At 68.9% G+C, this 26,579-nt stretch carries 12 protein-coding genes; 8 read left to right on the top strand and 4 right to left on the bottom strand.

Annotation, left to right across the window (positions count from 1 at the left end; genetic code table 11):
• Positions 1-28: 28 nt before the first annotated feature.
• Positions 29-2,470 carry a glycoside hydrolase family 2 protein gene (locus tag DY023_RS06150; protein WP_116241468.1) on the bottom strand — a complete coding sequence of 814 codons (2,442 nt, stop codon included), beginning with the start codon at positions 2,468-2,470 and terminating at the stop codon, positions 29-31.
• Positions 2,467-3,726: an ROK family transcriptional regulator gene (locus tag DY023_RS06145; RefSeq protein WP_116241467.1), complete on the bottom strand. Its 1,260-nt coding sequence runs from the start codon at positions 3,724-3,726 to the stop codon at positions 2,467-2,469. Before DY023_RS06145 ends, DY023_RS06150 begins: the two co-directional genes overlap by 4 nt.
• 147 nt (positions 3,727-3,873) lie before the next feature.
• Here DY023_RS06145 and DY023_RS06140 point away from each other — a divergent pair, with 147 nt between their 5' ends.
• The gene (locus DY023_RS06140) at positions 3,874-7,131 is read left to right on the top strand and encodes a DOMON domain-containing protein (RefSeq protein WP_116241466.1); all 3,258 of its coding nucleotides are present in this window, start codon (positions 3,874-3,876) and stop codon (positions 7,129-7,131) included.
• A 34-nt stretch (positions 7,132-7,165) separates the two neighbouring features.
• On the opposite strand, the gene DY023_RS06135 is transcribed toward DY023_RS06140, so the two are convergent.
• Positions 7,166-8,410, bottom strand: coding sequence for an ROK family transcriptional regulator (locus DY023_RS06135; RefSeq protein WP_245958614.1), 1,245 nt, complete (start codon positions 8,408-8,410; stop codon positions 7,166-7,168).
• A 236-nt stretch (positions 8,411-8,646) separates the two neighbouring features.
• On the opposite strand from DY023_RS06135, the gene DY023_RS06130 reads away from it, so the two are divergent.
• Positions 8,647-11,976: a DOMON domain-containing protein gene (locus tag DY023_RS06130; RefSeq protein ID WP_116241464.1), complete on the top strand. Its 3,330-nt coding sequence runs from the start codon at positions 8,647-8,649 to the stop codon at positions 11,974-11,976.
• A gap of 72 nt (positions 11,977-12,048) precedes the next feature.
• Here the strand turns inward: DY023_RS06130 and DY023_RS06125 are convergent, their stop codons facing one another.
• Positions 12,049-15,690: a DOMON domain-containing protein gene (locus tag DY023_RS06125; RefSeq protein WP_116241463.1), complete on the bottom strand. Its 3,642-nt coding sequence runs from the start codon at positions 15,688-15,690 to the stop codon at positions 12,049-12,051.
• Between the two features lie 156 nt (positions 15,691-15,846).
• Here DY023_RS06125 and DY023_RS06120 point away from each other — a divergent pair, with 156 nt between their 5' ends.
• From DY023_RS06120 to DY023_RS06095, 6 genes are all read left to right on the top strand, one after another.
• Positions 15,847-16,863, top strand: a complete 1,017-nt coding sequence (locus DY023_RS06120) for a LacI family DNA-binding transcriptional regulator (protein WP_116241462.1) — start codon at positions 15,847-15,849, stop codon at positions 16,861-16,863.
• A 32-nt stretch (positions 16,864-16,895) separates the two neighbouring features.
• Positions 16,896-19,121: an FAD-dependent oxidoreductase gene (locus DY023_RS06115; RefSeq protein ID WP_116241461.1), complete on the top strand. Its 2,226-nt coding sequence runs from the start codon at positions 16,896-16,898 to the stop codon at positions 19,119-19,121.
• 98 nt (positions 19,122-19,219) lie between these two features.
• On the top strand, positions 19,220-20,293 hold the full coding sequence (locus DY023_RS06110; protein WP_116241460.1) for a LacI family DNA-binding transcriptional regulator: 1,074 nt from the start codon (positions 19,220-19,222) through the stop codon (positions 20,291-20,293).
• Positions 20,290-21,918 (top strand): FAD-dependent oxidoreductase, encoded by a 1,629-nt coding sequence (locus DY023_RS06105; protein ID WP_181905741.1) that lies wholly within the window; start codon positions 20,290-20,292, stop codon positions 21,916-21,918. The genes DY023_RS06110 and DY023_RS06105 overlap by 4 nt, the downstream gene beginning before the upstream one ends.
• A gap of 114 nt (positions 21,919-22,032) precedes the next feature.
• Positions 22,033-25,065, top strand: coding sequence for an alpha-mannosidase (locus DY023_RS06100; RefSeq protein ID WP_116241459.1), 3,033 nt, complete (start codon positions 22,033-22,035; stop codon positions 25,063-25,065).
• Positions 25,066-25,144: 79 nt separating this feature from the next.
• A complete protein-coding gene (locus DY023_RS06095; protein ID WP_116241458.1) occupies positions 25,145-26,530 on the top strand; it encodes an ABC transporter substrate-binding protein in 1,386 nt (461 codons plus the stop codon).
• The last annotated feature ends 49 nt before the right edge of the window (positions 26,531-26,579 follow it).

The raw sequence follows: 26,579 nt of genomic DNA, 5'->3' as shown, positions 1-26,579 counted from the left end.
GCCCCGCGGGGATCGCACGCCGGATGTCTCAGGCCGTCGTGTTCCGCACCAGGTCGTTCAGTGAGCGCATCACGAGCGGGTCCTGCAGCGCGGCAGGGTCCGAGACGGCCGTGATCGCGAACTGCGCGCTCTCGCCCGGCAGCAGGGTCACCAGTGCGCGATCCACCGTGGCGTCGGGATGCGCGCGATCGACGAGCAGGGAGAGGTCACGGACGAGATTCCGTGCGACGACGGTCACGGTCGCACCTTCCGGCGTCGCCGCGACGGTCGACTCGATGGCGGCGGGCTCCAGCGATGAGGCCCGTGGTTCCGTGAACCAGCCGAAGCCGCGCTGATGATCGAGATCGACGACGATCAGTTCGGAACCCGGATGCACGGGTTCTGCGACGTCGTCGTCGATCGTGAACGTCTCGATCGACCGCGGGCGCACCCGCGCCTGATGCTCCGATCGCGCGAGTTCGGTCCCGTCGAAGGCGAGTCTGCGCAGCCGCACCGGACCGGTCCACGCCTGGTCGGTGTCGTTCAGGAGCGTCACGGTGCGTGCATCCTCATCGACCACGATCTCCCGGGGCGAATACGCCTGGCGCAGCGCATGCCACAGGGGTTTGCGTCTTCCCGCAGAGTCGACCGCGGACCACGACGTCACCGGCCAGCAGTCGTTCAGCTGCCATACGATGGTGCCGCTGGTGATGCCCGTACTGCGGAAGTGGCCGAGGGCGAACCGGATCGCCGCGGCCTGGTTCCACTGCATCGCCCAGTGCCAGTCGGCCATCTCGCGCGGGACGGGAAGGTGCGCGAGCAGTCCGTCGCGGAGCTTCGCGTTGCCCTCCGCGGCCTTCTGATGGACCAGCATGCCTGGCGATTCCGGAGTGAGGGGTGCGTCGTGCACGGCATCCGCCAACGTGCTCCACGCCGGCGGCCCCTGCCAGCCGAACTCGGCGACGAATCGCGGCGCATGCCGGCGATAGGTTCGCCAGTCGTCCGTGTTCCACTGCTCCCACAGGTGCACAGGACCGTGACGCTCGTCGTTCGCGCGCCCGCCGCCCGGATGGAAGGGACTCCCCGGGATGTAGGGCGTTCCCGGCGCGAGATCCGCCACCAGGCGCGGCAGCAGTTCGAAGTAGTACCCGGCGCCCCAGGTGGCGCCGTCGAGCGACCGCTGCCACCCCCAGTCGTCGTGGCCCATGAGGTTCTCGTTGTTCCCGCACAGGAGCACGAGCGAGGCGTGACCGCTCAGCCTGACGATGTGCTCCCGCGACTCGGCCTCCACCTCGCTGCGGAGGGGCTCCTCCTCGGGGTACGCGGCGCAGGCGAACAGGAAGTCCTGCCAGGTGAGCACCCCCATCTCGTCGCAGATGTCGTAGAACTCCTCGGACTCGTAGATGCCTCCGCCCCACACCCGCACGAGGTTCACGTGCGCGTCCCTCGCCTGCGCGAGCCGGCGCCGGTACTGGTCTCCGGTCACACGGGTCACCAGTGCGTCATCGGGAATCCAGTTCACGCCCTTCACGAGCACGGGCCGATCGTTGATGTGCAGGGTGAAACCCGTGCCGTGCGCGTCCGGGGAAGTGTCCCAGCGCACGGTGCGGAACCCCACGCGCCGCCGGCGGGAGTCGACGACGGCGCTGTCGTGCAGCAGCTCGACGTCGACCTCGTAGAGGGCCTGTTCGCCGTACCCCACGGGCCACCAGCGCTGCACGTCCTCGAGCGGGAGCTCGATCAGGACGTGGTCTCCGCCGGCGGGGATGACGGCCTGACGGTGCTCGCCGAGGAGGTCGACGGACACCCTCAACTCGGCCTCCGGATCCGCCCGCTTGATCCGGATGTCGGCCCGGAGGATGCCGCGTCCGGCATCCTCCGGCCGGGCATCGAGCAGGATGCGGTCGATGCGGGCGGTCGACCAGGATTCCAGGGCGACGGGCCGCCAGATGCCGCTGGTCGCCGTGTGGATGCCCCAGTCCCAGCCGAAGCTGGACGCCGACTTGCGGATCGCCTCGTAGGGCAGGGGATAGGGGCGGGGACGGGCTCCGAGGACGGCGCTCTGCGCGTTCGCCCAGCGCACCGGCGACGTGAAGCGGATGTCGAGGTCGTTGCCGCCGTGTCGCAGCAGGTCGGTGACGTCGACTCGATGGGATCGGTGCTGGTTCCGAGCGGACAGCACGAGGGTTCCGTTGAGGCGGACGTCTGCGACCGTGTCGAGGCCGTCGAAGACGAGATCGTGCCGGTCCGCGCCGCCCGGCTCTGCGTCGAAGCGAGTCCGGTAATTCCAGTCCGTCTGGCCGATCCAGCGCTGCGCCGACTCGTTGTCGTCCGCGAAGGGGTCGTCGATGAGTCCTGCGGCGAGAAGGTCGGTGTGCACGCATCCCGGGACCGTCGCCGGGATTCTGGTGCGCTCGTCCAGCTCGTGCGGTCCGTCGCCGACGCTCACGGTCCAGCCGTCGTGCAGCAGACGGCGGCGCAGCGCGGTCATGCGCGCACCGTGTCCGGGGCGAAGCGGGGCGCGAAATGCTGGTCGAGCACGAGGCAGCCCGCGCCGATGGCGGCGACCTGGTCTCCGAGCGATGTTCCGGAGACGGTCACCTCGTGCAGGCGTCCGGTCACGGTGCGGCGATCGACCTCGGCGCCGATGACGTCGAGCGCGTACGGTGCGAGTTCCCGCCAGATGGGTCCACCGAGCAGCACACGGTCGAGGTCGAGGAGGTTGGTGATGGTCAGGATGCCGGATGCGAGGTACTGGGCCATCTCGACGAGCATCTCGCGCGCAGACGGGGAACCGCCGTCGGCGAGCGCGCGCAGCACACGGAAGGCGGCGGCGGCCTCGGCAGGCTGGACCTCGCCGAAGTCGGCGGGGAGGATGCCGCGCCGGGCGGCCTGGCGCATCACGACGTGCGCGGAAGCGACCGCCCCGAGCGCGGCGAACTCTCGTGGGGACTCGCCGGCATCTCCGGTGGTGGAGACAGGCATCAGACCGATGTCGCCGATGTTGTTGGACGTGCCCCGGACGACATGCCCGTCCAGGACGAGTCCGACTCCGATGCCGGTGCCGATGTACACGAAGGCGAAGTTGCGGGAGTGCTCGGCGTCCGCGGCCCACTGTTCCGCGACGACACCGGCGATGACGTCCTTGTCCATGATCGTCGGCAGCCCGGTCTGCTCCTGCAGGTGATCGCGCAGCGGAACATTCACCCAGCCGGGCAGCAGCGGCGGGTTCAGCACCACGCCGTTGACGACATCGATCGGGCCGGGCGAGGCGATTCCGACGCCGATGACGCGATCCCGATCGACGCCGGAGTCCGAGATCAGCGACTCGACGTGCGCGGTGATCTCGTCCAGAACGGGCTGAACATCTGTCACCGAGGGCGTGCGATGAGACGTGTGCGCCACCGGCCGACCGTGGAAGTCCAGCAGGACGTACGTGATGCTCGCCGGGTCGATGTGCACCCCGACGGCGTGCGCGCCCCGCGGATTCAGGCGCAGGAGAGTCCGCGGCTTGCCCACGCCCGCGGGGGCCGTTCTGCCGCCCTCGTGAATGAGCTCTCGCGCGAGAAGGCGCCGGGTGATGTTCGTGATCGTCTGACCGGAGAGTCCGGTGACGCGTGCAAGTTCCACCCGGGAACAGCCGTCCGTCGCGCGCCTGATGGCCTCGAGGACGATGGTCTCGTTGAAGTCGGCCAGGTGGGGGAGGTTTCCGCCGCGCAGAGCTGTGGTCGCGATCGCGTCGTTCATGTCGCGCAGTTTATCAACAGATTGGAGATTCTGGAGTTCCTCTAGAAATCCGTGGTTGTAGGTCGATAATACATCCGATGATCAGGCTTGATCGTCATTTACCCAACAATTTAGAGTAACTCGGAATCCGAGTCGAAGGAGCCTCTTGTGACCACCGAGCAACCGCGCGTACGATGCGGACTGGCCTGCGCTCTCACCGGCGTCCTCATCGTCGCAGGACTCCTCGCCACGGGAGCCGGCGCGGCGGCCGATGTCGCCGAGCCCCATGCCACCGCCGTGCTCTCGGCGACACCGAGCTACGACGGGATCGTCGCGGCGTGGCCGGGAGACAAGGACAAGGATCCTGCGCACGCCGTGACATCCATGGCCGGCGTCGAGTGCTGGCAGATGTCGCAGGATCCCCTCAACCGCTACCTCTACGTGGATGTCGCGACGAATGCGAAGCCCTCGGGATCGCGGTACGCGAACGTGACCCTCACGTACTACGACGCTGCGTCGACGACCATGCGGGTCGAGTACGACGGCACCGGATCCGCGTTCCAGGCATCCTCCCCCGCCATTCTCGACGGGACCGGCGCCTGGCGCACGCAGACCATCCAGCTCGATGCCATCCGGTTCCTGAATGCGACGAACAATGCGGATTTCCGGGTCAACGTCAGTCCTGTGAGCGGCGTCGTGCCGCCGGTGTGCTTCTCCGAGGTCGCGGTGACCTTCAGTGACGTGCCTCGTCTCTCGCTGACGAACAAGAGTCTGCTGCTGACCACGGACGATCCCGTGCTCGAGCTCGGCACTCGCGCGTCGAGCGTCGACTACGCCCTCACGGCCGACGACGGCACGCAGCTCCGTACCGGAACCCTCGCACCGGATGCCGACGGCAAGGCGAGCCTGGACGTCTCCGACCTCGGACTCGGCTACTTCGGCATCACCTTCGAAGGCGACGTGCTGGGCGAGAGACTGGAACGTCACGCGTCGTTCGGAGTCATCACGCCGACGCCGTCCGGCGCACTCGACGACGCCTCGTTCTTCGGGATCAGCAGTCACTTCGGACACTACGGCGCGGCGGAGGACGGGCTGATGGAGTCGCTCGCCGACATCGGGTACGGGCACATCCGCGGCGACGTCAACTGGGAGCTCATCGAGAAGAAGAAGGACGTCTACAGCTTCTCCGGGTACTCCTTCGACTCCAAGAGTGCGCAGGCGCTGAGCCTGGGGATGCAGCCGATGGGAGTGGTGGCGTACCGCAACCCTCTCTACGACGGCGGCGTGACCCCGAGCACGCCGGAGGGGCTCGCGGCCTTCGGCAGGTTCGCCGCCGCGACCGCTGCGGAGTACGGGCCCGAGATCGACGACTTCAACATCTACAACGAGTTCAACGGCACGGGCTTCAACAACGGCGCCTGCGGGATCACCGCGTCCTGCTACGTCGACATGCTCAAGGCCGTCTACGGTCCGATGCACGCCGCCAATCCTGACGTCAACGTGATGGGGCCGATCACCTCGGGCATCGTCCCTGACTGGAACGAGGAGTTCTTCGAGAAGGGCGGGATCGACTACATCGACACCTTCGCCTTCAACGTGTACGGCTATGCACTGCATGGGCAGAACACACCGCCGGAGGACACTCTCCTGGTCTCCGCGCTCCCCGCCCTTGTCGACCGCGTGGACCAGGAGGACGGGGATCGCGACATCCCGGTCTGGATCACCGAGAACGGCTGGCCGACGCATGCCGTGGGATCGACTCCGGCTCAGCAGGCCGAGGATCTCGTGCGCGCGAGCATCCTGGTGATGGATGCCGGTGTGGATGAGTACACCTGGTACTCCGCCCTCGACGACGGCACCGACCCGAACGAGCGCGAGCACAACTTCGGGATCTTCATGCGGCCGGACGAGTCGGCTCTCGGCGTCTCTCCGAAGCCCGCGGCGGTCGCGGCCTCGGTCCTCATCCGACAGCTGACGGGCAAGAAGCTGCAGGCGCGGGAGGATATGGGTTCAGACGCGATCTACTCGTACCCCTATACGGGTGGCGGCGCGACCAGCCGGGTGCTCTGGGCACCGGACGGCGCTGCCGCGCTGGTGACGGGGACCGGTCCGCTGACGCTGACCGACCACCTCGGGCGGACGACGACCTTCACCCCGCCGGCCGCGGGAACCACGGTCGACCTCGATGGGGAGCCGGTGTACCTCAGCGGGCCCGTGACCTCGGTCGCCGCGACGAACGACGCACCGCAGCTCTCACTGGCGAAGACGAACGTGGTGTCGCAGCCCGCGCCCGCCACCGTCACGATGGACCGATCCGCCGTGAAGGGCCCGCACACCAGCCTGCGGATCAGCGCCGCGGGTGCGGAGGACGCCAGGATGGCGGTGAAGGAAGGCGTGCTGACCGGCTCGGTCGAGCTGCCTCCGACGTCGGCGGTGGGCGCCCGCGCGGCTCGCGCGACGATCATCGACTCCGGACGTGGCCCGAACGGAGGCACGGTTCTTGCGCTGCTGCGCGCCCGGACCGACACGGTGGAGCCGTATGCGGTCTCGGCGCAGCCCCGCATCCTGTCCGACGGGGCGCGACGTGACTACGTGCTCGACGTGGCGGTGACGAACAACGCCTCCGTCGCGGCCGCACCGGGTGCACTGCACTACCTGATCGGCGGCGCAGAGGGTGAAGTTCCCGCCGAGACGGAGATCCCGCCAGGCGGGACGGTCGACTTCCGGCTGGATGCGGGCGACCCCGTGCTGTTCGCACCCGTCCCGTACCGCATCGGGGTCGGCGAGTCCGATGCGGGTCTGGCCGGCACGGCCGCCTTCAGTCCGATCACGCGCACGGGCGATGCCGACGCTGCCCCGATCGATCTCGCCGCACTGGGCTCCTGGGTCTCATCGAAGGGCTCGCGCACGGGAGCGGATGACGTCAGCGGCCGGCTGACCGTGACCTATGACGACACCGGATTGAACCTGGACGCCAGGATCGTCGACGAAGCGCATTTCGGCGCCCGCGACGCCGCGACGATGTGGCAGACCGACTCGATCCAGTTCGCGACCTACGACCGCTCGCCGTCGGCGCCCGGCGGGCAGAGCGTCGAGATCGGCGCGGCGCTGCTCGACTCTGGTGCTGCTGTGCAGACCTTCATCGCGCCGAAGGGCCAGACCGCGGGCGCGACGCCCGGGGCCACCGCCGACATCGTGCGCGACGAGTCGGCCAGGACGACGCACTACCTGGTGCACCTCCCGTGGGCATCCCTCGGTTTCGACGGACCGCCGGCCGAGCCGTTCGCCATGTCGTTCCTGATCAACGACGACGACCGGGGCATCGCCGCCGGCGACTCGAGGGACGGCTTTCTGCAGTGGGCGTCCGGAATCGGCACCACGCCGAAGAATCCGAAGCTCTTCCGGGATGCGCAGCTGATCGGCTGAGCCGTCCCGCCTTCCCCGCGCCTCGCCCGGTGCCTCAGCGTCCCAGCTGCAGCGTCGCCGGGCGGGGCGAGAACTTGTCGTCCAGCACCAGGCACGCGGCGCCGATGGCCGCGACATCCGCACCGAGGGTGGTGCCGTTGATCGAGACCTCGTGCAGCTGGTGGGCGATCGACCCCTGGGCGACGATCGGCCGCATGACCGTGAGGAAGCGCTCGGAGAGCTGCTCCCACATCGCGCCGCCGACGATGATCGAACCGACATCGAGCAGGTTCGTGATGGTGAGGATCGCAGATGCCGTGGACCGGGCGGACCGGTCCAGAATCTCCCCGGCGCCCTCGTCCCCCGCATCCGCCAGGGCGCAGAGCTCGCGGAACGCAGCCTCGGCGATCGCCGGGGTGGAGAGATCGGTGTCGGCGGACAGCACGCCCGCGGCCACCGCCTGCTCTGCGAGGCTCTGCGGGGAGCCGGCCTGCCAGAACGCGCGGAACGGGCGGGTGTAGCGGTCGCCGAACTCGTCGGCGGAGACGGGGAGCAGCCCGACGTCGCCCGCGTTGCTGGAGATCCCGCGTACGACGAGGTCGTCGATCACGATGCCGAGTCCGACGCCCGTGCCGAGATACAGGAACACGAAGTTGCGAGCGCCTTCGGGTCCTCCGGCCCACTGCTCGGCGACGGCGCCGGCGATGACGTCCTTGTCGAGCAGGACCGGCAGTCCGGTCGCCTCCTGGATCTCGTCACGCAGCGGCACCTGATGCCATCCCGGCAGGTGCGGCGGATCGAGGACGAGTCCGCGCACGACATCCACGGGCCCCGGTGAGGCGATCCCGATGCCGATGATGCGATCACGATCGACGGGCGCCTGGGCGATGAGGGTGAGGATGTGCTCGTTGATCTGCGCCAGCACCGATTCCGGATCCTGCACGGCAGGGGTCTCATGACTGGTGTTGACGACGACGGCGCCGGTGAAGTCCAGCAGGACGTAGGTGATCACGGCGGGATCGATGTGCACCCCGACCGCGTAGCAGCCCGCCGGATTCAGTTCGAGCATGGTGCGCGGCTTGCCGAAGGCGACGGCCTGCTTGCCGGTCTCGACGATCAGGTCCTGGTCCAGCAGACGCCGGCAGATGTTCGACACGGTCTGAGCGGAGAGCCCGGTCTCCTCCGTGAGCTCGACTCGACTGCGGCCGCCGGAGGCGCGCCGGATCGCGTTCAGCACGACTGCCTCATTGAAGTCTGCGACGCGCGGCATGTTCGTGCCACGGCTCTGGCTCTGCGCCACTGAACCCCCTTGAGCTCTCCGAAGATCGGACGTACGGGTCACCTGCGACTCCCCACCATATTCCACGGGTGAACGCGCAACCCGGCAGCTGCGTGCTCAGCGGATGCTTGTGTTTCCGCGCCCTGGGGTCTAACTTAATCCATGCATTTGAAGAAGTTAGTACTCTCGCAAGCTGGTAAGCGCATTCCCGGTCAAATCGGCCGAATCGACGACGATGTCAGATCAAGGAGTCCCCCATGTCCACGAATGCCATGTTCTCTCCGTCGAGAACCCGAACACGAAGAAGAAGGCTTCTCAGCGCCGGGGTCGCGACCGCCGTCGCGGTCGCCGGGCTCGTGGCGGTGTCATCGCCCGCTGCCACGGCTGCGACGCCGGACGCGAGCGCGATCCTCACCGCACCGCCGCAGCTGCACGGCGTCGACAAGGTGCGCCCAGGCGACAACTCCGCGACCGCCGACATGGTCGCCACCACCGTGGACGGCCGGCAGTGCTGGCAGATGCAGAACGATCCCGCCGTGCGCTACGTGTACGTGGATGTCGCAGACTCCGCCATTCCCGCCGGCGCCACGCGCGCCATCGTGACGGTGGACTACCACGACGTCGGCACCGCCGGAATGCTGGTCAACTACAACTCGACCACCAACGCATGGGCGAACTCGAGCCTCTACCGGCTCACGGACACCAGCAGCTGGAAGTCGCACTCGTTCGAGCTCACCGACATCAAGTTCACGAACAGGGCGAACGGCTCCGACTTCCGGGTTCAGGTGCAGGGCGCCGACGGCGCCATCCCTCCGGTGTGCATCTCCGGCATTTCGGTGCGCTTCACCGACCAGCCGATCGCGGCCCTGGACTCGCTGGCCATCATGAGCCCGTCGCTCATCTTCAAGGAGGGTCAGGCCTCGGTGGATGTGGCCACGCCCGCCGACGAGGTGAGCTGGCGGCTGGGCGACGCCGATGACGTCGAGCTGCGCACCGGCACCGCTGCGGTGGCCGACGGCGAGGGCTCGATCGACCTGAAGGATCTGCCGTTCGGCTACTACACGCTGAGTGTCACGGCCGACGTCGGCGAACCGGTCACGCGCACGACCTCCCTCGCCGTGCTCGACGATCCGCCGGCGGGATGGAACGACGGCGACGCCTTCTTCGGCACGCAGATCCATCGCGGACACCAGCCGACGGCGCAGACCGAGGCCCTGATGGATGCGATGGTCCTGGCGGGCTACGGCAAGAGCCGCATCGAGACGACCTGGGGCGAGGTCGAGAAGACGAAGGGCCAGTACGACTTCAGCGGCGAGGGCGTGCGCGTCGTCGGCGAGCTCGCCGACCGCGGACAGCAGGTGATGTGGAACGCCGGCCTCACCAGCCCTCTCTACGACGGCAACCGGACGCCCGCGAGCCCTGAGGCGATCTCCGCCTTCGCCGCCTATGTCGGTGCGACGGCCGCGCACTACTCCGCTGCCGGCGACTCTCACGACATCGGCATCCTCAACGAGTACAACTCGTCCGGTTTCAACAACGGGACGTGCGGCCTGACCGCGGCCTGCTATCTCGACATCCTGAGGCCGACGTTCACGGCGGCGCATGCGGCGGACGCCAAGGCGAACGTCATCGCACCGATCACGGCCGGTGTGCAGCTCGCCTGGGCGAAGGACTTCATCGCTCAGGGCGGACTCGACCACCTCGACACGTACGCCACGAACTACTACGGCTACTCCGAGCACGGCGCGGGAACACCGCCCGAGCAGGCATCCGACCTGAACAACCTGAAGCAGCTGACGGCCATGATCGACGAGGCGGACGGGGATCGCGACATCCCGGTGCGCATCACCGAGAACGGCTGGCCGACGCACGACGCCGGCTCCACTCAGGAGCAGCAGGCCGACTACGCGATCCGCGGACCGCTGCTCGCCCAGCTCGCCGGAGCGGACGAGTACCTCTGGTACGACCTCTACGACGACGGTTTCAACTCCGGTGAGCGTGAGGACCGGTTCGGCCTGATCAACCGTGCAGACGACACCGCCTGCTACCTCTGGAAGTGCCCCGGAGACAACTACACCTACGGCGCCGTGCACGGGATCAGCCCGAAGCCGGGCTTCGTCTCGCAGGCCGTGGCGATCAGGCAGACCGTCGGCAAGACGCCGGCCGGACGAGAGGACCTGGGATTCGACTCGCTGTACAGCCTGCGCTACACCGGTGACAGCGCCGCGGACACGACCCGCGTGCTGTGGAGCACCGGCACCGACAGCGTGCAGATCAACTCCGGCAACGGATACGTCCTGACCGACCAGTTCGGCCGGAGCAGGGACGTGCCGAAGGGATCGGCGGTCGTGCAGCTCACCGGCTCGCCGGTCTTCGTCACGGGCGAGGTGACGGTCGCGCCGAGCGCGCCGCTGGTCGATGTCTCCGTCGCGGAGAGCTCGGTCCAGGGAGCCGACCTCCCGGTCACGGTGACGGTGGCCGACGGGGCCGACATCAAGGGCGGCGAGCTGACCGTCGCGGCGTCCGGTGTGCAGAAGAAGGTGAACCTCGCCGACACGGGGAAGGTCTCGCTGACCCTGCCGGGTGTCACGCGGCTCGGAGAGCGAGAGGTGGCTGTCACCCTGACGGACAAGAAGGGCCGGCTCGTGTCCGAGGGCCGGGGAAGGACCGCGGTGGTCGACCCGTTCTCCGTCTCGGCACGGCCGTCGATCAGCACCGCGGCGGGCGGGTACACGTACAGCCTCGACGTCAGCGTCGTGAACAACGCGGCGAACGCCGACCTCACGATCGACAGCGTCGACTGGAAGGTCGGGAACCTCTCAGGCACCGTGACACAGGGGCTGACCGTTCCGGGTGGCGCCACGAAGTCCGTGTCGGTGCCGATCGACGACCCGAAGCTGTACACCACGCAGACGGCGAGCGTGGAGGCGCACTCCGGTGAGCTGACACGTTCCGACAGCGGCCCGATCAGCTTCTCGCCGATCGAGAAGGACGGAGCGCAGACGCTCGACCCGATCGACCTGAACGCCATCGGAAAGTGGAACCCGATCCGGTCCGGGACCCGCACGGGTCCCGCCGACCTGGGCGGCGGACTGCAGTACACCGCCACGCAGGACGCGCTGGTGATGCGGGCCACCATCACCGACGACGTGCATCAGGCGGATCGCACCGATCCGGCGCTGAGCTGGCAGGCCGACTCGGTCCAGTTCAACACCTACGACCTGTTCCCGACCGTGCTCGGCGGCGAGCGGGTGGAGATCGCGGCGGCGCTGTACGCCAGCGGGCCGATCGTCTACACCTTCACGCCTCCGGCCGGACAGAAGGCGGGGCTCACCCCCGGAGCGACGGCGGAGATCGTGCGGGATGAGGATGCCGGCACGACGACCTACGACGTGTCGGTGCCGTGGTCGTCGCTGGGCTACGACGGGCCGCCCAGCGGCGTGTGGGGACTGTCGTTCCTGGTGAACGATGCCGACGGCGACATCCCCGGCACCGACGCACGCGCCGGGTATCTGGAGTGGGGCGCCGGCGTCGGCGCAGCGCCGAAGAACCCCGCGCTGTTCAAGTCGGTGCAGCTGGTGGGCTGAGCGCACGAGTGAGGACACGGAACGGGGCGGTCGGCATCATGCCGACCGCCCCGTTCCGCAGTTCTCAGCTGCTCACAGCCCGGCGCACTGACCGGATGTCGTCCCGTGGATCGTGTTCGAGCCGCCGGTCGGGGAGGGGTCGTTCCCCGTGCAGCTGAGCAGCCCGAACGTCTCGTTCCCGGTCAACGTCACACCGCCGGAGTTGTCGCTGAGCGCCGCGATGCCTCGCAGGACGCTGTCGGCGATGGTCACGGGCCCGGAGGCGCCGTGAACGGTGAGCATTCCCCGGAGCTCGCTGCTCGTGAGCGTCACCTCTCCCGCGGATGTCGCCAGCAGCATGCCCATGAGCGTCGAATCCGTCGCCCGGATCGAGCCGCCGTCGGTCACCATGACAGGACCGGAGACCGTCACACCGGTGAGGCACGTCGTTCCGCCGGCCACCACGAGAGGTCCCTTCACATCCCTGTCCACCGTGGTGTCGCACGGTCGCTCCGGTTCGCCCGCGGAGATCACCTGCGCCGACATGAACTTCAGCGGATCCTTCGGCGCCGTGCCCACTCCGCCGCCCCACTCGATGAACCCGGATCGGACGTCCGTCGCGGCGGAGGAGTCCGCATCGTTGACGAGCAGCGAGAGCCCGAACACCGACGACGGGCGCTCCGAGAAGCCGAGGGCGGCCCAGGGAACCGACAGGGCGTAGGACGTCGTTCCCGCGGCGTCATCGCGCGAGATCTCGACAGCCCCTCCCGGCGTGTCGCCCGTGCTCTGACCGGGCGCCGCCGCGTGCGTGTACAGCACGGCGCCTCCGTCGAGGAGAGCGGCGGTGAACTCCGTCCGCACGGCGCCGACGACCCCGGGGAAGTCCGTGTAGGCGCTGAACTGCAGCGAATCGACCTGCCAGCTGTCCACCGCATTCGTCCGGGCGCCGACGTGGATGTCGTCCGTGACCGTCGCGTCCACCCGGATCGCCTCCGGGGTCGAGCTGAAGCGGACCGTGCCGCCGAGGTCGGCCGAGGAGTCTCTCGTTCCGCCACGCAGGCTCACCCACTTCCCCTGATCGTCCAGGGAGATCGCCGGCAGGGACGCCGCGTCGCCGTCCGCGACCGGCGCCCAGCTGAGCTTGCCGACGTCGTGAACGTCGCCTGTCCCGGTGAGGGCGGTCACCGAGTAGGAGTACGGCATGTTCAGTTCCGCACCCGTCACCGGGATCGAGATGGTCGCGGTGCTCCCCGCCGGCACGGCGTCCGGAGCGTCCTCTGCGACACCGTTCGTTCCGGCCGCATTCCAGGTCACCTTCTTCACGGGCAGCGCGTTGACGGGGTCGTTGTTGGTGATGCCGATCTCGAGGCTGGTCCGGACACCGTCCGCCTCGAGCGCGACGGCGGGGCGCCCGGTGACGACTGCACTGTCGATGACGGTGCTCGCATCGCGCAGTCGCGCGTAGGTCCCGCTGTCGTCGGCGACGGATGCGGTGACCCGGCGGGTACCGGTGCTTTCGACGCCGGGGAGGGTCAGGTCGGCCGTGGCATCGCCGCCTGCGAGGTCGGTCGCGACCTCTCCGATCGTGACGGTGGACGCCGCGGCGCCCGTGCCGGTCACGGTCGCCGTGAGCGGGCCGTTCGTCACCGAGGTCTCCGCGACCTCCAACGACACCGGCGCCTCTGCGACCTGGACGCCTCCGACAGCACCGTGCAGATACACCGGGCTGCCGTCGAGGTCGATCCAGACCTTGCCGTCGTGCGGGGTGAGTTCGGTCGCTTCGCCGAACTCGTCCGTGAGCGTGATCGGCGTCTCCGCGGACACCGCGACCGTGCGCGGCGAGATCGACCACAGGATGCGGGTCTCCTCATCTGCGGCGGAGGGGTACACGTACACGTCGGAGTGCCCGGCATCCTCCCGCTCTCCGACCTTCGCATCCGGAAGCTGTCGGATCAGGACTGCCGTGGAGACCGCGGACGGCTTGGGTGAGATCCCCGTGATGCCTGCAGCAGGGCGGCGGAACTGTCCGAACCGCTGCTCGCGCTCCGTCGGATCGTCACCGTCGTCGAGGGCGTCGTAGATCAGCAGCTTGTCCACCCCGGCCGCCATCGCCAGCACCTGGGCGCGGACGATCCGTTCGGCCTGCTGCTCCTCGGTGACCCCGGCCGTGTTCGTCGCCGAACCCGTCTCGGTGATCCAGAACGGGATGTCGCGATCTCCGTCGGCCTGGTCGATCATGTCTGCCAGAACGGGAAGGTCCGTGCCATAGCTGCCGGTCTCGGGCGCCTGCCCCGGCTCGTGATAGCCGTAATTGTTCGCCGAGTACACGTCGAGCTTGTCGAGGCCGCCGAGTTCGATCAGCCGCTGGGCGAAGGGCAGCGAGAAGCCGGCCGACGTCGGACCGAGCACCGTGGTGTCGGGCGCGACGGACTTCACGGCGTCGTACGTGGTGGAGAGCATCTTGTAATAGCAGTCGGCGGTGATCCCGCATCCGCCGTTGTTGAACCCGGTCGAGTTGTACTCGTTGTAGACGCTGAACGAGCTCCCGAACTGCGCGTAGTACTGGGCAGACGCGGTGGCGTACGCCGCATAGGCGGCGAGCCCCTCGAGCGTGCTGGGTGTCTTGCCGCCGTCGTAGAGCGGGTTGTCCCGCATCCAGTTGAGGGTGGTGGTGATCCCCAGCGATGCGGCTTTGCGCGTGCCGCGGGTTCCGACGTAGTTGTCGAAACTGTAGACGCCCGCGGACTTCTCGATGCTGGACCAGTACGCGTCAGACCGGGTCGATCCCCACCCCACGAGGGCCATGGTCTCGAGCAGCGCGTCCTCAGTGGCGACGTCCTGCCAGCCGAAATGCATGCCGACCCCGTAGAACGAGTCGGGAGACACCGCACCCGCCGGTGTCGGGGTCACGATGCCGAACGAGGTGGTCCGGGTGACGGGAGCGCCCGGATCGGCCGTGACCTTCAGGGTGTAGTAGCCGGGGCCGAAGTCGTTCAGATCGATGCTCGTCTTGCCGCCGGAGACAGGCGCCTTTCCGGTCTTGATAGGCACGCCCTCGGCATCGCCGATGACGTAGTCCACCGAGGTCGCGGCGCTGGCGAGCGAGATCGCCGCGTCACCCTCTTCGAACAGCAGCGACCGCGAGGTGATCGCGAGCGGAGGAGTGTCCGTGAAGTCCACGGTGATGTCACTGATGCAGACCGGGGGCACGGAACCCTCGTTCGCCGTGACGTCGACGCGGAAGTCCGCACCGTTGGCGTTGTTGGAGAAGCGGATGTCGGTGAGCTCGAACTGCGAGGAGACGAATTCCCCGGTGCCGAGCAGCTGCTGCGTCGCAGTGGTCTGGAACGCGTTGGACCTGGCGTCGTACGCGATGCGCATCCCGGTGGGCGCGGCGTCGTGATATCTCACGGTGACGAGAGCCCGCGTCGCGCCGGCGGGGATGGCCGCGGGGTCGACGTCCACGTAGACGTAGCGATTGAACGGGTCGTTCGACATCACCCAGCAGGACTCTCCGTCGACCTGACGGGTGGCATGGGCGGGATCCTTGTCCTTGTCGCCCGGCCAGGCCTTGATGACGCCTGAGTAGACGGCAGGGTCGCCGAGGCGTGCGGACACGGTGTCCGAGGCGTGCGCGGCCGTGACGGTGAGCGCGCCGAGCGCGGTGACTGCTGCGGCGACGATTGCGACGGACCCGCGGATCCGTCGTCGGTGGTGCGGGGATGATCTGGGCATGCGGTGCCATCTCCTTCGATAGGCGGTGGGTGACGCCGGGATCTGCTCACAGGTTGCGCAATCGTTTACGCACATGGCGTCGATTGATGATCATGGACTGCTAAGGTCGTGCTGTCAACCGATGCACAATTGTTTGCGCATCCCGAGGAGGTCCCGATGGCCAAGAAGGTCACGCTCAGCGATGTCGCGGCCGCGGCCGGCGTGTCCGTCGGCACGGCATCCCGCGCTCTCGGTGCCACGGGCCGCGTGTCGGAGAGCACACGGGAGCGCGTGCGCGCCACGGCCGAGCGCCTGGACTTCCACCCCGACGCCCTGGCCAGATCATTCGTCACGGGCCGCAGCGCGACCGTGGGGGTGCTGGCTGAACAGGCCGTCGGCCTGTTCAGCATGCCGGTGATCATCGGCGCCGCTGAGCGGCTGGGCGAGCACGGCATCGCGACGCTCATGCACAACGCACGGGCGACGCCGGCCGATCTCGCCGCGCACCTCAAGCGGCTGAAGGCGCGCCGCGTCGATGCGCTCCTCGTGGTCGGAGACACCCCGGACATCACGGACCTCGCCGAGGCTCTCGAGTTCCCGGCACCCATGATCTTCACGAACGTCGAGCCCACGCCGTCGCGCAGACCGGTCGTCACCTCGGACGAGCATCAGGCCGGCGTCATCGCGGCCGAGCACCTGCTCGGACTCGGTCGGACGCGCATCGCGCACATCACGGCCTCCGCCGACCTGCCCGCCGTTGCACGACGAGCCGAGGGCGTCGTCGAGAGCCTGGCGCAGAGCGGGCTCCAGCCCGTGGGCGGCAGACCGGCGTACGGTTCCTACTCGCAGGCGTGGGGACGCGAAGCCGTGCGCCATCTGCTCGACGCGGGTGAATCGTTCGACGGAGTCGTCGCAGGCAACGACGAGATCGCCATCGGCGCGATGGCGGCCCTCGCGGATGCCGGGCTGCGTGTCCCCGAGGACGTCGCCGTGGTCGGACACGACAACCACCAGCGGCACGTGCTCGGCACCGATCTCGATCTGACCAGCGTCGACCCGCGACTGGTCGATGTCGGCCGCGCCGCCGGTGACGCGCTGCTGGCCGCGATCGCCGGCGAGCAGCTCGAGCCGATCGTCCGCGTTCCGGGGGCGCTCGCCGTCGGACGCTCCACCGTTCCGGATCGCTCGCGCTGACGCGGCATCCGGCCCGCCTGAAGAGGAGAGACGTGCAGACACTCACCCATGACGCCGACGTCACGGTCATCGGCGGCGGCCCCGCCGGCGTGGCGGCGGCCATCGCCGCTGCCCGCAACGGCGCCCGCGTGGCCCTGATCAACAACCGCCCTGTGCTCGGCGGGAACTCGTCGAGCGAGGTGCGCGTCTGGATCGTCGGCGCCACGTCGCACGGCGCTCAGAAGTTCGCCAGGGAGACCGGGATCATGGGCGAGCTGTTCCTCGAGAACCAGTGGCGCAATCCCGAGGGGAACCCGATCCTCTGGGACCACGTCGTGCTCGACGCCGTGCGCGCCGAGGAGAACATCTCGCTCTTCCTCAACACCGATGTGCGCGAGGTCGCCGCGACCGGGCCGGAAGGCGACCGCACGATCGAGACGGTGACCGGCTGGCAGACCGGATCCGAGAAGCTCATCACGTTCTCGTCGCCGATCTTCATCGACTGCACCGGGGACGGCCTCGTCGGGCACCTCGCGGGGGCGCGGTACATGTCGGGACGCGAGGACCGCGCCGCCTTCGCAGAGCCCTGGGCGCCCGAGACCGCCGACACGGAGATGCTCGGCAGCACGATCCTCTTCTACACGAAGGACACCGGTGCGCCGGTGCGGTTCGTGCCTCCCGGGATCACGAAGGACATCGTCGCGGCAGGCATCCCGATCCATCGCCACATCGACACCGCCATGAACGGCTGCGACTACTGGTGGATCGAATGGGGCGGCGAGCTCGACGCGGTGGATGACAACGAGGCGATCCGCGATGAGCTGTGGGGCGTCGTCTTCGGCATCTGGGACCACATCAAGAACTCCGGCGAGTTCGACGCCGACACCCTCACGCTGGAATGGGTGGGCACCATGCCGGGCAAGCGCGAGTACCGCCGCTTCGTCGGCGATCACGTGCTCACCCAGCACGACATCCTCGGGCAGACCGGCTTCACGGACAACATCGGATTCGGCGGATGGTCGATCGACCTGCACCCGCCAGGGGGCGTGTACTCGGATGCGGCGGGATCCCGTCACCTGCATGGCCCCGGTCTCTACGAGATCCCGTTCCGCTCGCTGTACTCGGTGAACGTCTCGAACATGCTCATGGCCGGCCGCGACATCTCGGCCACCCACGTCGCGTTCGGCACGACGCGCGTCATGGCGACCTGCGCGGTCACCGGCGAGGCGGCGGGCACCGGCGCCGCCCTCGCCGCCCGCCACGGCGTCACCCCGCGCGAGATCGGTCGACAGCACCTGACAGAGCTGCAGTCCACGCTCGTCCGTCAGGACGCCTCGGTGGTCGGGGTGCCATGGACGGATGACGCGGACCTGGCTCTCTCGGCATCGGTCTCCGCGTCCTCCACCCTGCGCGTGCTCGAGGTGGCGGCCGGCGACGAGGCCCTCCCGATCGGCGACCGCGACTTCGCCCTGCTGCTGCCCCTCGACCCGAGGCTGGACACGGTGCGCATCGGCGTCGAGGCCGTGGCCGAGACGATCGCCCGCGTCGAGCTGTGGGGCACGGGCAACGGCATGAACCACATCCCGGTCGACCATGTCGCGACCCTCGAGGTCAGGGTGGCTCAGGGGCGGGGCGTCCTCGAGGCGCGCTTCGATCACACGCCGGATGCGCCGGCGGACGCCGTCGTGATCGTGCGTCGCAACGACGATCTCTCGATCCTGGTGGGTGACGAGCGTCCGCCCTACGGAGTGCTCGGGCTGCTTGCCAGGGAACCAGGGGTGCTGCTCGCCGATCCGCAGACCAACGAGTGGTCCGCCGCGGAGCTGCGCAGGCGATCGCCGCGCTTCGAGGTCAGGCCGGACACCGCGGCGTACCGCCCTGCGAACGTCGCGGGCGGGTTCGCCCGGCCGTTCGGCGGCCCGCAGCTGTGGGCGTCCGAGCGGGCTGCCGGCGAGGAGTGGATCGAGCTCCGCTGGGACACCGCGCGCACCGTCGCGCGGATCGAACTCGTCTTCAACGACGACGTCGACGAGGACCTCATCAACCTGCACCACCACACCACTCCGTTCCTCGTGATGCCGGAGCTCGTCCGCGACTACCGCGTCGAGGCTCGTGTGGGAGGAGCGTGGCAGGTGCTCACCGAGGTCGCCGGCAACCGCCGCCGTCGGCGGATCCACGGTGTCGACCAGGTCATCACAGACGCCGTCCGCGTCGTCGTGACCGCGACGAATGGAGACCCGCGGGTGATGATCGCTGCGGTGCGGGTGTTCGAATCATGATGCGATTCCGCTAATAATGCGCATTATCACCTTGACCGCAGCATCCGGCTGAGCGGAGACTGCTCAGGTCGTCACGAACAGCGGATCAAGGAGGTGCGATGCCGCGCCATCACGTCACCCAGGCCGACGTCGCCGCCATGGCCGGCGTCAGCCAGCCGACGGTGAGCTTCGTGCTGAACGGCAGTGCACCGGCCGGCGTCCGCATCCCGGAGGCCACTCGCGCCAGGGTGCTCGACGCGATCCGCATCACCGGCTACTCGGCGAACCCGGTCGCCCAGCGCCTGGCCAGCGGCCGCAATCAGATCCTCGGGGTCTTCACGTACGAGACGACGTTCCCGTGCGGCGGCAACGACTTCTACAACGCGATCCTGCACGGCATCGAGCACGCGGCCGAGCGCCTGGGCGTCGACACACTGCTGTTCACCTCCGCTCGCGTCGTCGACGGCCGGCGGCGGCTCGCGCACGACGGCTGGCAGCGGCTCGGGATCGCCGACGGATGCCTGCTGCTCGGGCATGAGGAGGATCACGCCGAACTGCAGAAGCTGCTCGACACCGCATACCCCTTCGTCTTCGTCGGCAAGCGCGAGCGCGAGGGCCAGGCGCTCTCCTACGTCGGGGCGGACTACGCCGTCGCGACCGCGCGCCAGCTGGCCCGCCTGACGGACCTGGGGCATCGGCGGATCGGATACGTCGCATCCCCCTTCACCGACGAGCCGGCCCAGGACCGCCTCGCGGGCTACCGCGAGGGCATCAGCATGGAGGGGATCACCCCCTGCGTCCTCGAGCCGGGCAGCGCGTCGGACGTCGCATCCGAGATCATCGGCCGCGGCCTCAGTGCCGTGCTCGTCACGCCCGAGACCGATGCCGAGGCCCTCGCCGACGCCTTGGAGGCACGCGGTCTGCGTGTGCCCCTCGACGTGTCGATGCTGCTGCTCGGCCAGCCGTTGAACCCCCGGCGCGGCGGGCGCAGGTGGTCGGGATTCGCCGTGCCGCGCGAGGAGATGGGGGCCAGGGCCGTCCTGCTCCTGTCGCGCATCATCGACCAGCAGGCCGCGTCCGCCCCGCCTCTGAACGAGCGCGACCTGCACCAGCTCCTGGCCTGCGCCGACGTCGAGGGCGCATCGCTCGCACCCGCACCCACGACCCCGCCACGGGAAGGATCCCTCGCATGACCACCGCCGACATCTCCACCGACGTCCTCATCGTCGGAGCCGGCCTCGGCGGCATCGCCGCTGCGCTCGCCGCCGCCGAGCGCGGCGCGCAGGTGGTGCTCACGGAGGAGCATCCCTGGATCGGTGGCCAGCTCACCTCGCAGGCAGTGCCGCCGGACGAGCACGCCTGGGTCGAGGAGTTCGGCGTCACCGCGCGCTACCGAGCCCTCCGCGAGGGGATCCGCGACGTGTACCGCCGGCGGTACCCGCTCACGGAGGCGGCACGGAAGCATCCGGATCTCAACCCCGGTGCCGGGTGGGTCTCGCGCCTCTGTCACGAACCGCGGGTCGCCGTGGGCGTGCTCGAGGAGATGCTCGCGCCGTACCGCTCAGCGGGGAGGATCCGGCTGCTCGAGCGGATGCGGCCGATGGCGGCGGAGGTGGACGGCGACCGCGTCATCGGTGTCACCCTGGTCCCGGCCGTCGGCGACGGCGACGGGATCACCGTGAGCGCCGACTTCGTCCTGGACGCGACGGAGACCGGTGAACTGCTCCCCCTGACCGGCACCGAGTACGTGACCGGCTTCGAATCGCGCGCCGAGACCGGCGAGCCCAGCGCGCCGGAGACGGCGCAGCCCGAGAACGTGCAGGCGCTCAGCGTGTGCTTCGTCGTCGAGCACGTCGACGGCGACCACACCATCCCTGAGCCGGAGGACTACGGGTTCTGGCGCGAGTACGCGCCCGCCGCCTGGCAGGGCGAGCGGATGCTGTCCTGGGTCGCACCGAACCCCCGCACACTGGAGATGACGCAGCGGACGTTCGATCCGAATCCGGACGACGACGTGCTGGCGGTGAACGCGGACCAGTCGAAGAGCGCCGGCGACCTCGAGCTGTGGCGCTTCCGCAGGATCGCGGCGCGGTCGATGTTCGCGGAGGGCTTCTACGCGAGCGACCTCTGCCTGGTGAACTGGCCGAGCATCGACTACTTCCTGGCCCCGGTGCTCGATGTTCCGCGCGAGGTCGAACTCGAGCGATACGCGGCCGCGCGGCGCCTGAGCCTGTCGATGCTGTACTGGATGCAGACCGAGGCCCCGCGCTCCGACGGCGGGCGGGGCTTCCCCGGTCTGCGGCTGCGCCCGGATGTCATGGGCACGGACGACGGGCTCGCACAGGCCCCGTACCATCGCGAGTCCCGCCGCATCCGCGCATTGACGACGGTGACCGAGAACGACGTCTCGTTCGCGGTGCGCGGTGACGCCGGCGCCACGCGGTACGAGGACTCCGTCGGCGTGGGGATGTACCGCATCGACCTGCACCCGTCGACCGGGGGAGACACGTACATCGACGTCGCCTCGACGCCGTTCGAGATCCCGCTGGGCGCCCTCATCCCGCGGCGGATGAAGAATCTGCTCGCGGCGGGCAAGAACATCGGGACCACGCACATCACCAACGGCTGCTACCGCCTGCATCCGGTGGAGTGGAACATCGGAGAGGCGGCAGGGCACCTCGCGGCGTACTGCGCCGCCTCCGGCCTCGACCCGCATGCCGTGCGCGCGGACGGGCGGCATCTCGCGGCCTTCCAGGCCGAACTCGATGACGTCGGGGTCGAACGGCACTGGCCCGATGGGCGAGTGCACGCCTACTGATCGGAGCCGTCGGAGCGCGCGCAGCACTCGCGATGGGGGAAGTGCTTGATTTAATCAATCAAGTTGAATTAGAGTGACGAAATCACCCGCACTCGACGAAGAGGAACACACACCGTGCACGACAACCGGCCCATCGCGGAAGCCCGTCTGGAGCGCTTCATCGCCGAGTTCCTGACCCCGGCGCTGTACCGCACCGTGAGCCCGCTCGATGTCGCTGCCTTCGAGGTCCCCGACGAGCCGATCCCGGCCGCAGAGGCGCTCGCAGCCGACTACGCAGCCGTGCGGCTCCCCTATGCCTGGGGCCGGCCGTGGTCGACGGTGTGGTTCCGGGCGACCGGGGCGGTCCCGGAGGACTGGTTCGACGACGAGGGTGCGCTTCCGGCCGCCACGAGGGTGGAACTCCTCGTCGACCTCGGTTTCTTCGGCGACCGGCCAGGGTTCCAGGCCGAAGGCCTCGGCTACCGCGCCGACGGCACCATCCTGAAGGCGGTCTCGCCCCGCGCCTCCTACCTCCCCTGGGACGGCGAGCGCGTCGTCGAGTTCTACGTCGAGGCCGCGGGAAACCCCGACGTCGCGGGTGACTACGACTTCCTCCCCACGCCGATGGGTGCCAAGTCCACCGCCGGTGACGAACCGCTCTACACCGCCACGCAGTTCGCGGTCGGCCTGCTCGACGAGAACGTGTGGGAGCTCGCCCGTGACGTGTGGACGCTCGACGGGCTGATGCGCGAGCTCAGCCAGGACAACCCCCGGCGGCACCGGATCCTGCGGGCGTTCGAGCGCATGATGGACGTCGCCGACCCGCAGGACATCTCCGGGACTGCTGTCGATGCCCGCGCCGTGATCGCCGAGGTGCTCGCCAGCCCTGCGAACGCGAGCGCGCACGAGGTCGTCGCGATCGGGCATGCGCACATCGACTCGGCATGGCTGTGGCCGTTCCGCGAGACCGTCCGCAAGTGCGCCCGCACGTTCTCGAACGTCCTGAACCTGATGGATGTCCACCCGGAGTTCCGGTTCGCCTGCTCGTCCGCGCAGCAGCTGAAGTGGATGAAGGACGACTACCCGCAGATCTTCGCGCGGATCAAGGAGAAGGTCGCGAACGGTCAGTTCATCCCGGTGGGCGGGATGTGGGTCGAGCCCGACATCAACATGCCCGGCGGCGAGGCGATGGCACGGCAGTTCGTCGCCGGCAAGCGGTTCTTCCTCGAGGAGTTCGGCGTCGACACGCAGGAGGTCTGGGTGCCGGACACCTTCGGCTACTCCGCCGCGTTCCCCCAGATCATCGCCGCGTCCGGCTCGAAGTGGTTCGTCACCCAGAAGATCTCCTGGAACCAGACCAACCAGATGCCGCACCACACCTTCCTCTGGGAAGGCATCGACGGCACCCGCATCCTCACGCATTTCCCCTCTGCCGACACCTACATCTCGGAGCTGTCCGGTGCCGAGCTGGCACACGCCGAGCGCAGCTTCCGCGAGGCGGGCGACTCCTCCCTGTCGCTGATCCCGTTCGGATGGGGCGACGGAGGCGGCGGCCCCACCCGGGAGATGATCGCCGCAGCCGGCCGGCTCCGGTCTCTCGAGGGGTCGCCGACGGTCGTCATCGACTCGCCGCAGCGATTCTTCGAGCGCGTTGAGGAGCAGTATCCGAACCCGCCCGTATGGTCGGGCGAGCTCTACCTCGAACTGCACCGCGGAACCCTCACCTCGCAGCATCACACCAAGCAGGGCAACCGGCGCAGTGAGCACCTGCTCCGCGAGGCCGAGCTGTGGGCGGCGACGGCTGCCGTGCGCGAAGGGGCGGAATACCCGTACGACGAGCTGGAGAGCGCGTGGCACGACGTGCTGCTCAACCAGTTCCACGACGTGCTGCCCGGATGCTCGATCGCCTGGGTGTACGAGGACGTCGAGCGGATGTATGCAGAGGTCGCCGCCATCGCCGAGCGCACCATCGCGGACTCGGTCGCCGCGCTGGTCGGCGACGGCGAGCGGATGCTGGTGCTGAACGCCCGCCCGCAGGCCGAAGGCGTAGCCGCTGCGCTCTCCATCGCGCCCGCACCGGCGCCGGCCGACGGTGCGACCGTCACCGCCGACGGCGACGGCTTCGTGCTCGACAACGGGCGGGTCCGCACGGTGATCGACGGGCGCGGACTGATGATGTCGCTCACCGACGCGCATTCGGGACGAGAGGCCATCGCCCCGGGCGAGGCCGGCAACCTGCTCCAGCTGTTCCGCGACATCCCGAACAAGTGGGACGCCTGGGACATCGACGAGCACTACCGCCGGGTCTCCCGTGCGCTCACGTCGCCGACCTCGATCCGCTCCGAGAACGGCGACGGCATCGCCTCGGTGATCGTCGAGCACGCGTTCGGCGGCTCGCGGATCATTCAGACGATCAGTCTCGCCGCGGGCGCCGAGGCCGTCGTGATCCGTCACGACATCGACTGGCACGAGAAGCGTCAGATGCTGAAGCTCTCGTTCCCGTTCGACATCCACGCCGACCGCAGCGCCGCCGAGACGCAGTTCGGGCATGTGTTCCGCCCGACGCACGCGAACACGTCGTGGGATGCGGCCCGCTTCGAGATCTCGATGCACCGCTGGGCGCACATCGCGGAGCCCGGCTACGGCGTCGCGATCGCGAACGAGTCCACGTACGGGCACGACGTGCGCCGCGACACCCGCGACGACGGCGGCACAACGACGACGGCGAGTCTCTCGCTGCTCCGCGGGCCGGTCTTCCCCGACCCCGAGGCGGATCAGGGGCGGCACGACATCACCGTCGCGGTCCGCCCCGGCGCCGGTATCCGCGAGGCCGTAGACGAGGGTTACCGCATGAACCTGCCGCTGCGCACGGTGACAGGAGCCCGAGCGGTGGCGCCGCTGGTCACGGTCTCGCACCCCGCGGTCCGCGTCGAGTCGGTCAAGCTGGCCGAGGATCGCTCCGGCGACCTCGTCGTCCGGCTCTACGAGTCCGAGGGCGCCAAGGCGCAGGTCGACATCTCGGTCGACGTGCCCGGCGCCCGTGGCATCCACACCGTCGATCTGCTCGAGCGGCGGATCGATGCTCCGGTCGGAGCGGTGCTCGAGCAGACGACTGCTCGGCTCGCGCTCAGGCCCTTCCAGCTCCTCACCCTGCGCGTTTCGAGGTGAGGCACGCGGCGTGGCTAGGCTGTCACGTCGCGGAGTACCCAGAGATCCATCACAGTTCCCCTACGAAGGAGTAGCAGCAATGCACACATCAGCGAAGAAGCGTGCTCTCGGCATCGCCGCGTTCACCGCTCTCGCCGGGCTCGCTCTCGCCGGATGCTCCGCGCCCGGCAGCGCGGACGACACGGCTGCGGAGGTCGACCCGGACGCCAAGGTCACGATCACCGTCGGCGAGATGCCGACGGCCGACCAGGCGGCATCGCTCGAGACGTTCAAGAAGCGCGTCGCCGAGTTCGAGAAGCTCTACCCGAACATCACGGTGAAGGGCGAGGAGACCACCTACGACCCGTCGACGTTCAACGCTCAGCTGGTCGGCGGCACTGCCCCCACGACGCTGGCGATCCCGTTCACCGACATGCAGGCCCTCATCGAGCGCGGGCAGGCGGCCGACATCACGGATCTCGTCGCCGACAGCGACGTCCTCTCCGCCGTGAACCCCAATCTGCAGGACGTCGTGACCAAGGACGACAAGCAGTACGGCGTCGTGCGTCAGGCGTACACCATGGCGCTCGTGTACGACCGCGCGCTGTACAAGCAGGCAGGACTCGACCCGGATGCCGTGCCCACCGACTGGGAGGGGATCCTCGAGAACGCCAAGACGATCACCGAGAAGACCGGGAAGACCGGCTTCATCATCCCGACCACCGGCAATCAGGGCGGGTGGCTGCTGACCACGATGTCCTATTCGAACGGCTCGCTCGTGCAGAAGGTCGACGGCAAGAAGACCGAGGTCACCATCGACACCGATGCGATGAAGGACTCCCTGCAGTTCCTGCACGACGTGCGCTGGGAAGGAGACGCCGCCGGCGCGAACTTCCTGCTCGGCGGGGACGACATCCGCAACGAGCTCGGCGGTGGCAACATCGGTCAGACGATCAACGGCGGAACGATCTACAACGACCTGGTCGTCAACCGCGGCATGGACGGCGAGGACGTCGGCATCGCGCCGCTGCCGCAGGGTGCTGACGGGCTCGGCGCTCTCGGTGGCGGGGCCATCCAGTGGGTCAACCCGAAGGCCTCGGTGAACGAGCAGGCCGCCGCCCTGAAGTGGACCGAGTTCTACTGGCTCAAGAAGTACACAGACAAGGATGCGGCTGTCGCTGCAGCCGAGTCCTCTGCGGCGGATGGCCGTCCGGTCGGCTCGCCCGAACTGCCGATCGTGGATGAGAAGAGCTACGACACCTACCTGGGCTGGATCGAGCCGTACATCAACGTCAACCGCGACAACTACACCGCCTACCTGACCAGCGACCTCGCGGTCGTGCCCGAGCCGGCGATCAAGGCTCAGGAGCTGTACGCGGCCCTCGACCCGATCGCTCAGGCCGTGCTCACCGACAAGGGGGCGGACATCGACAAGCTGCTCTCCGACGCCCAGAGCGCCGTGCAGGCGCTGGTGGACGCCGGCTGACAGGCATCCCTCCGCCCCTGCCGTGCGCGGCGCGATGCCGCGCACGGCA

It is taken from the genome of Microbacterium bovistercoris (genome assembly GCF_003387575.1).
In the GTDB taxonomy this organism is placed as follows: domain Bacteria; phylum Actinomycetota; class Actinomycetes; order Actinomycetales; family Microbacteriaceae; genus Microbacterium; species Microbacterium bovistercoris.
Note: the sequence above shows the minus strand (reverse complement) of the source record. Positions and strands in the feature narration are given on the sequence as shown.

Bases quoted from the DNA above. Each gene is read 5' to 3' on its own strand.
- DY023_RS06150 (WP_116241468.1), bottom strand. From the start codon at position 2,470: ATGACCGCGCTGCGCCGCCGTCTGCTGCACGACGGCTGGACCGTGAGC.
- DY023_RS06145 (WP_116241467.1), bottom strand. From the start codon at position 3,726: ATGAACGACGCGATCGCGACCACAGCTCTGCGCGGCGGAAACCTCCCC.
- DY023_RS06130 (WP_116241464.1), top strand. From the start codon at position 8,647: ATGTCCACGAATGCCATGTTCTCTCCGTCGAGAACCCGAACACGAAGA.
- DY023_RS06125 (WP_116241463.1), bottom strand. From the start codon at position 15,690: ATGCCCAGATCATCCCCGCACCACCGACGACGGATCCGCGGGTCCGTC.
- DY023_RS06120 (WP_116241462.1), top strand. From the start codon at position 15,847: ATGGCCAAGAAGGTCACGCTCAGCGATGTCGCGGCCGCGGCCGGCGTG.
- DY023_RS06110 (WP_116241460.1), top strand. From the start codon at position 19,220: ATGCCGCGCCATCACGTCACCCAGGCCGACGTCGCCGCCATGGCCGGC.
- DY023_RS06105 (WP_181905741.1), top strand. From the start codon at position 20,290: ATGACCACCGCCGACATCTCCACCGACGTCCTCATCGTCGGAGCCGGC.
- DY023_RS06095 (WP_116241458.1), top strand. From the start codon at position 25,145: ATGCACACATCAGCGAAGAAGCGTGCTCTCGGCATCGCCGCGTTCACC.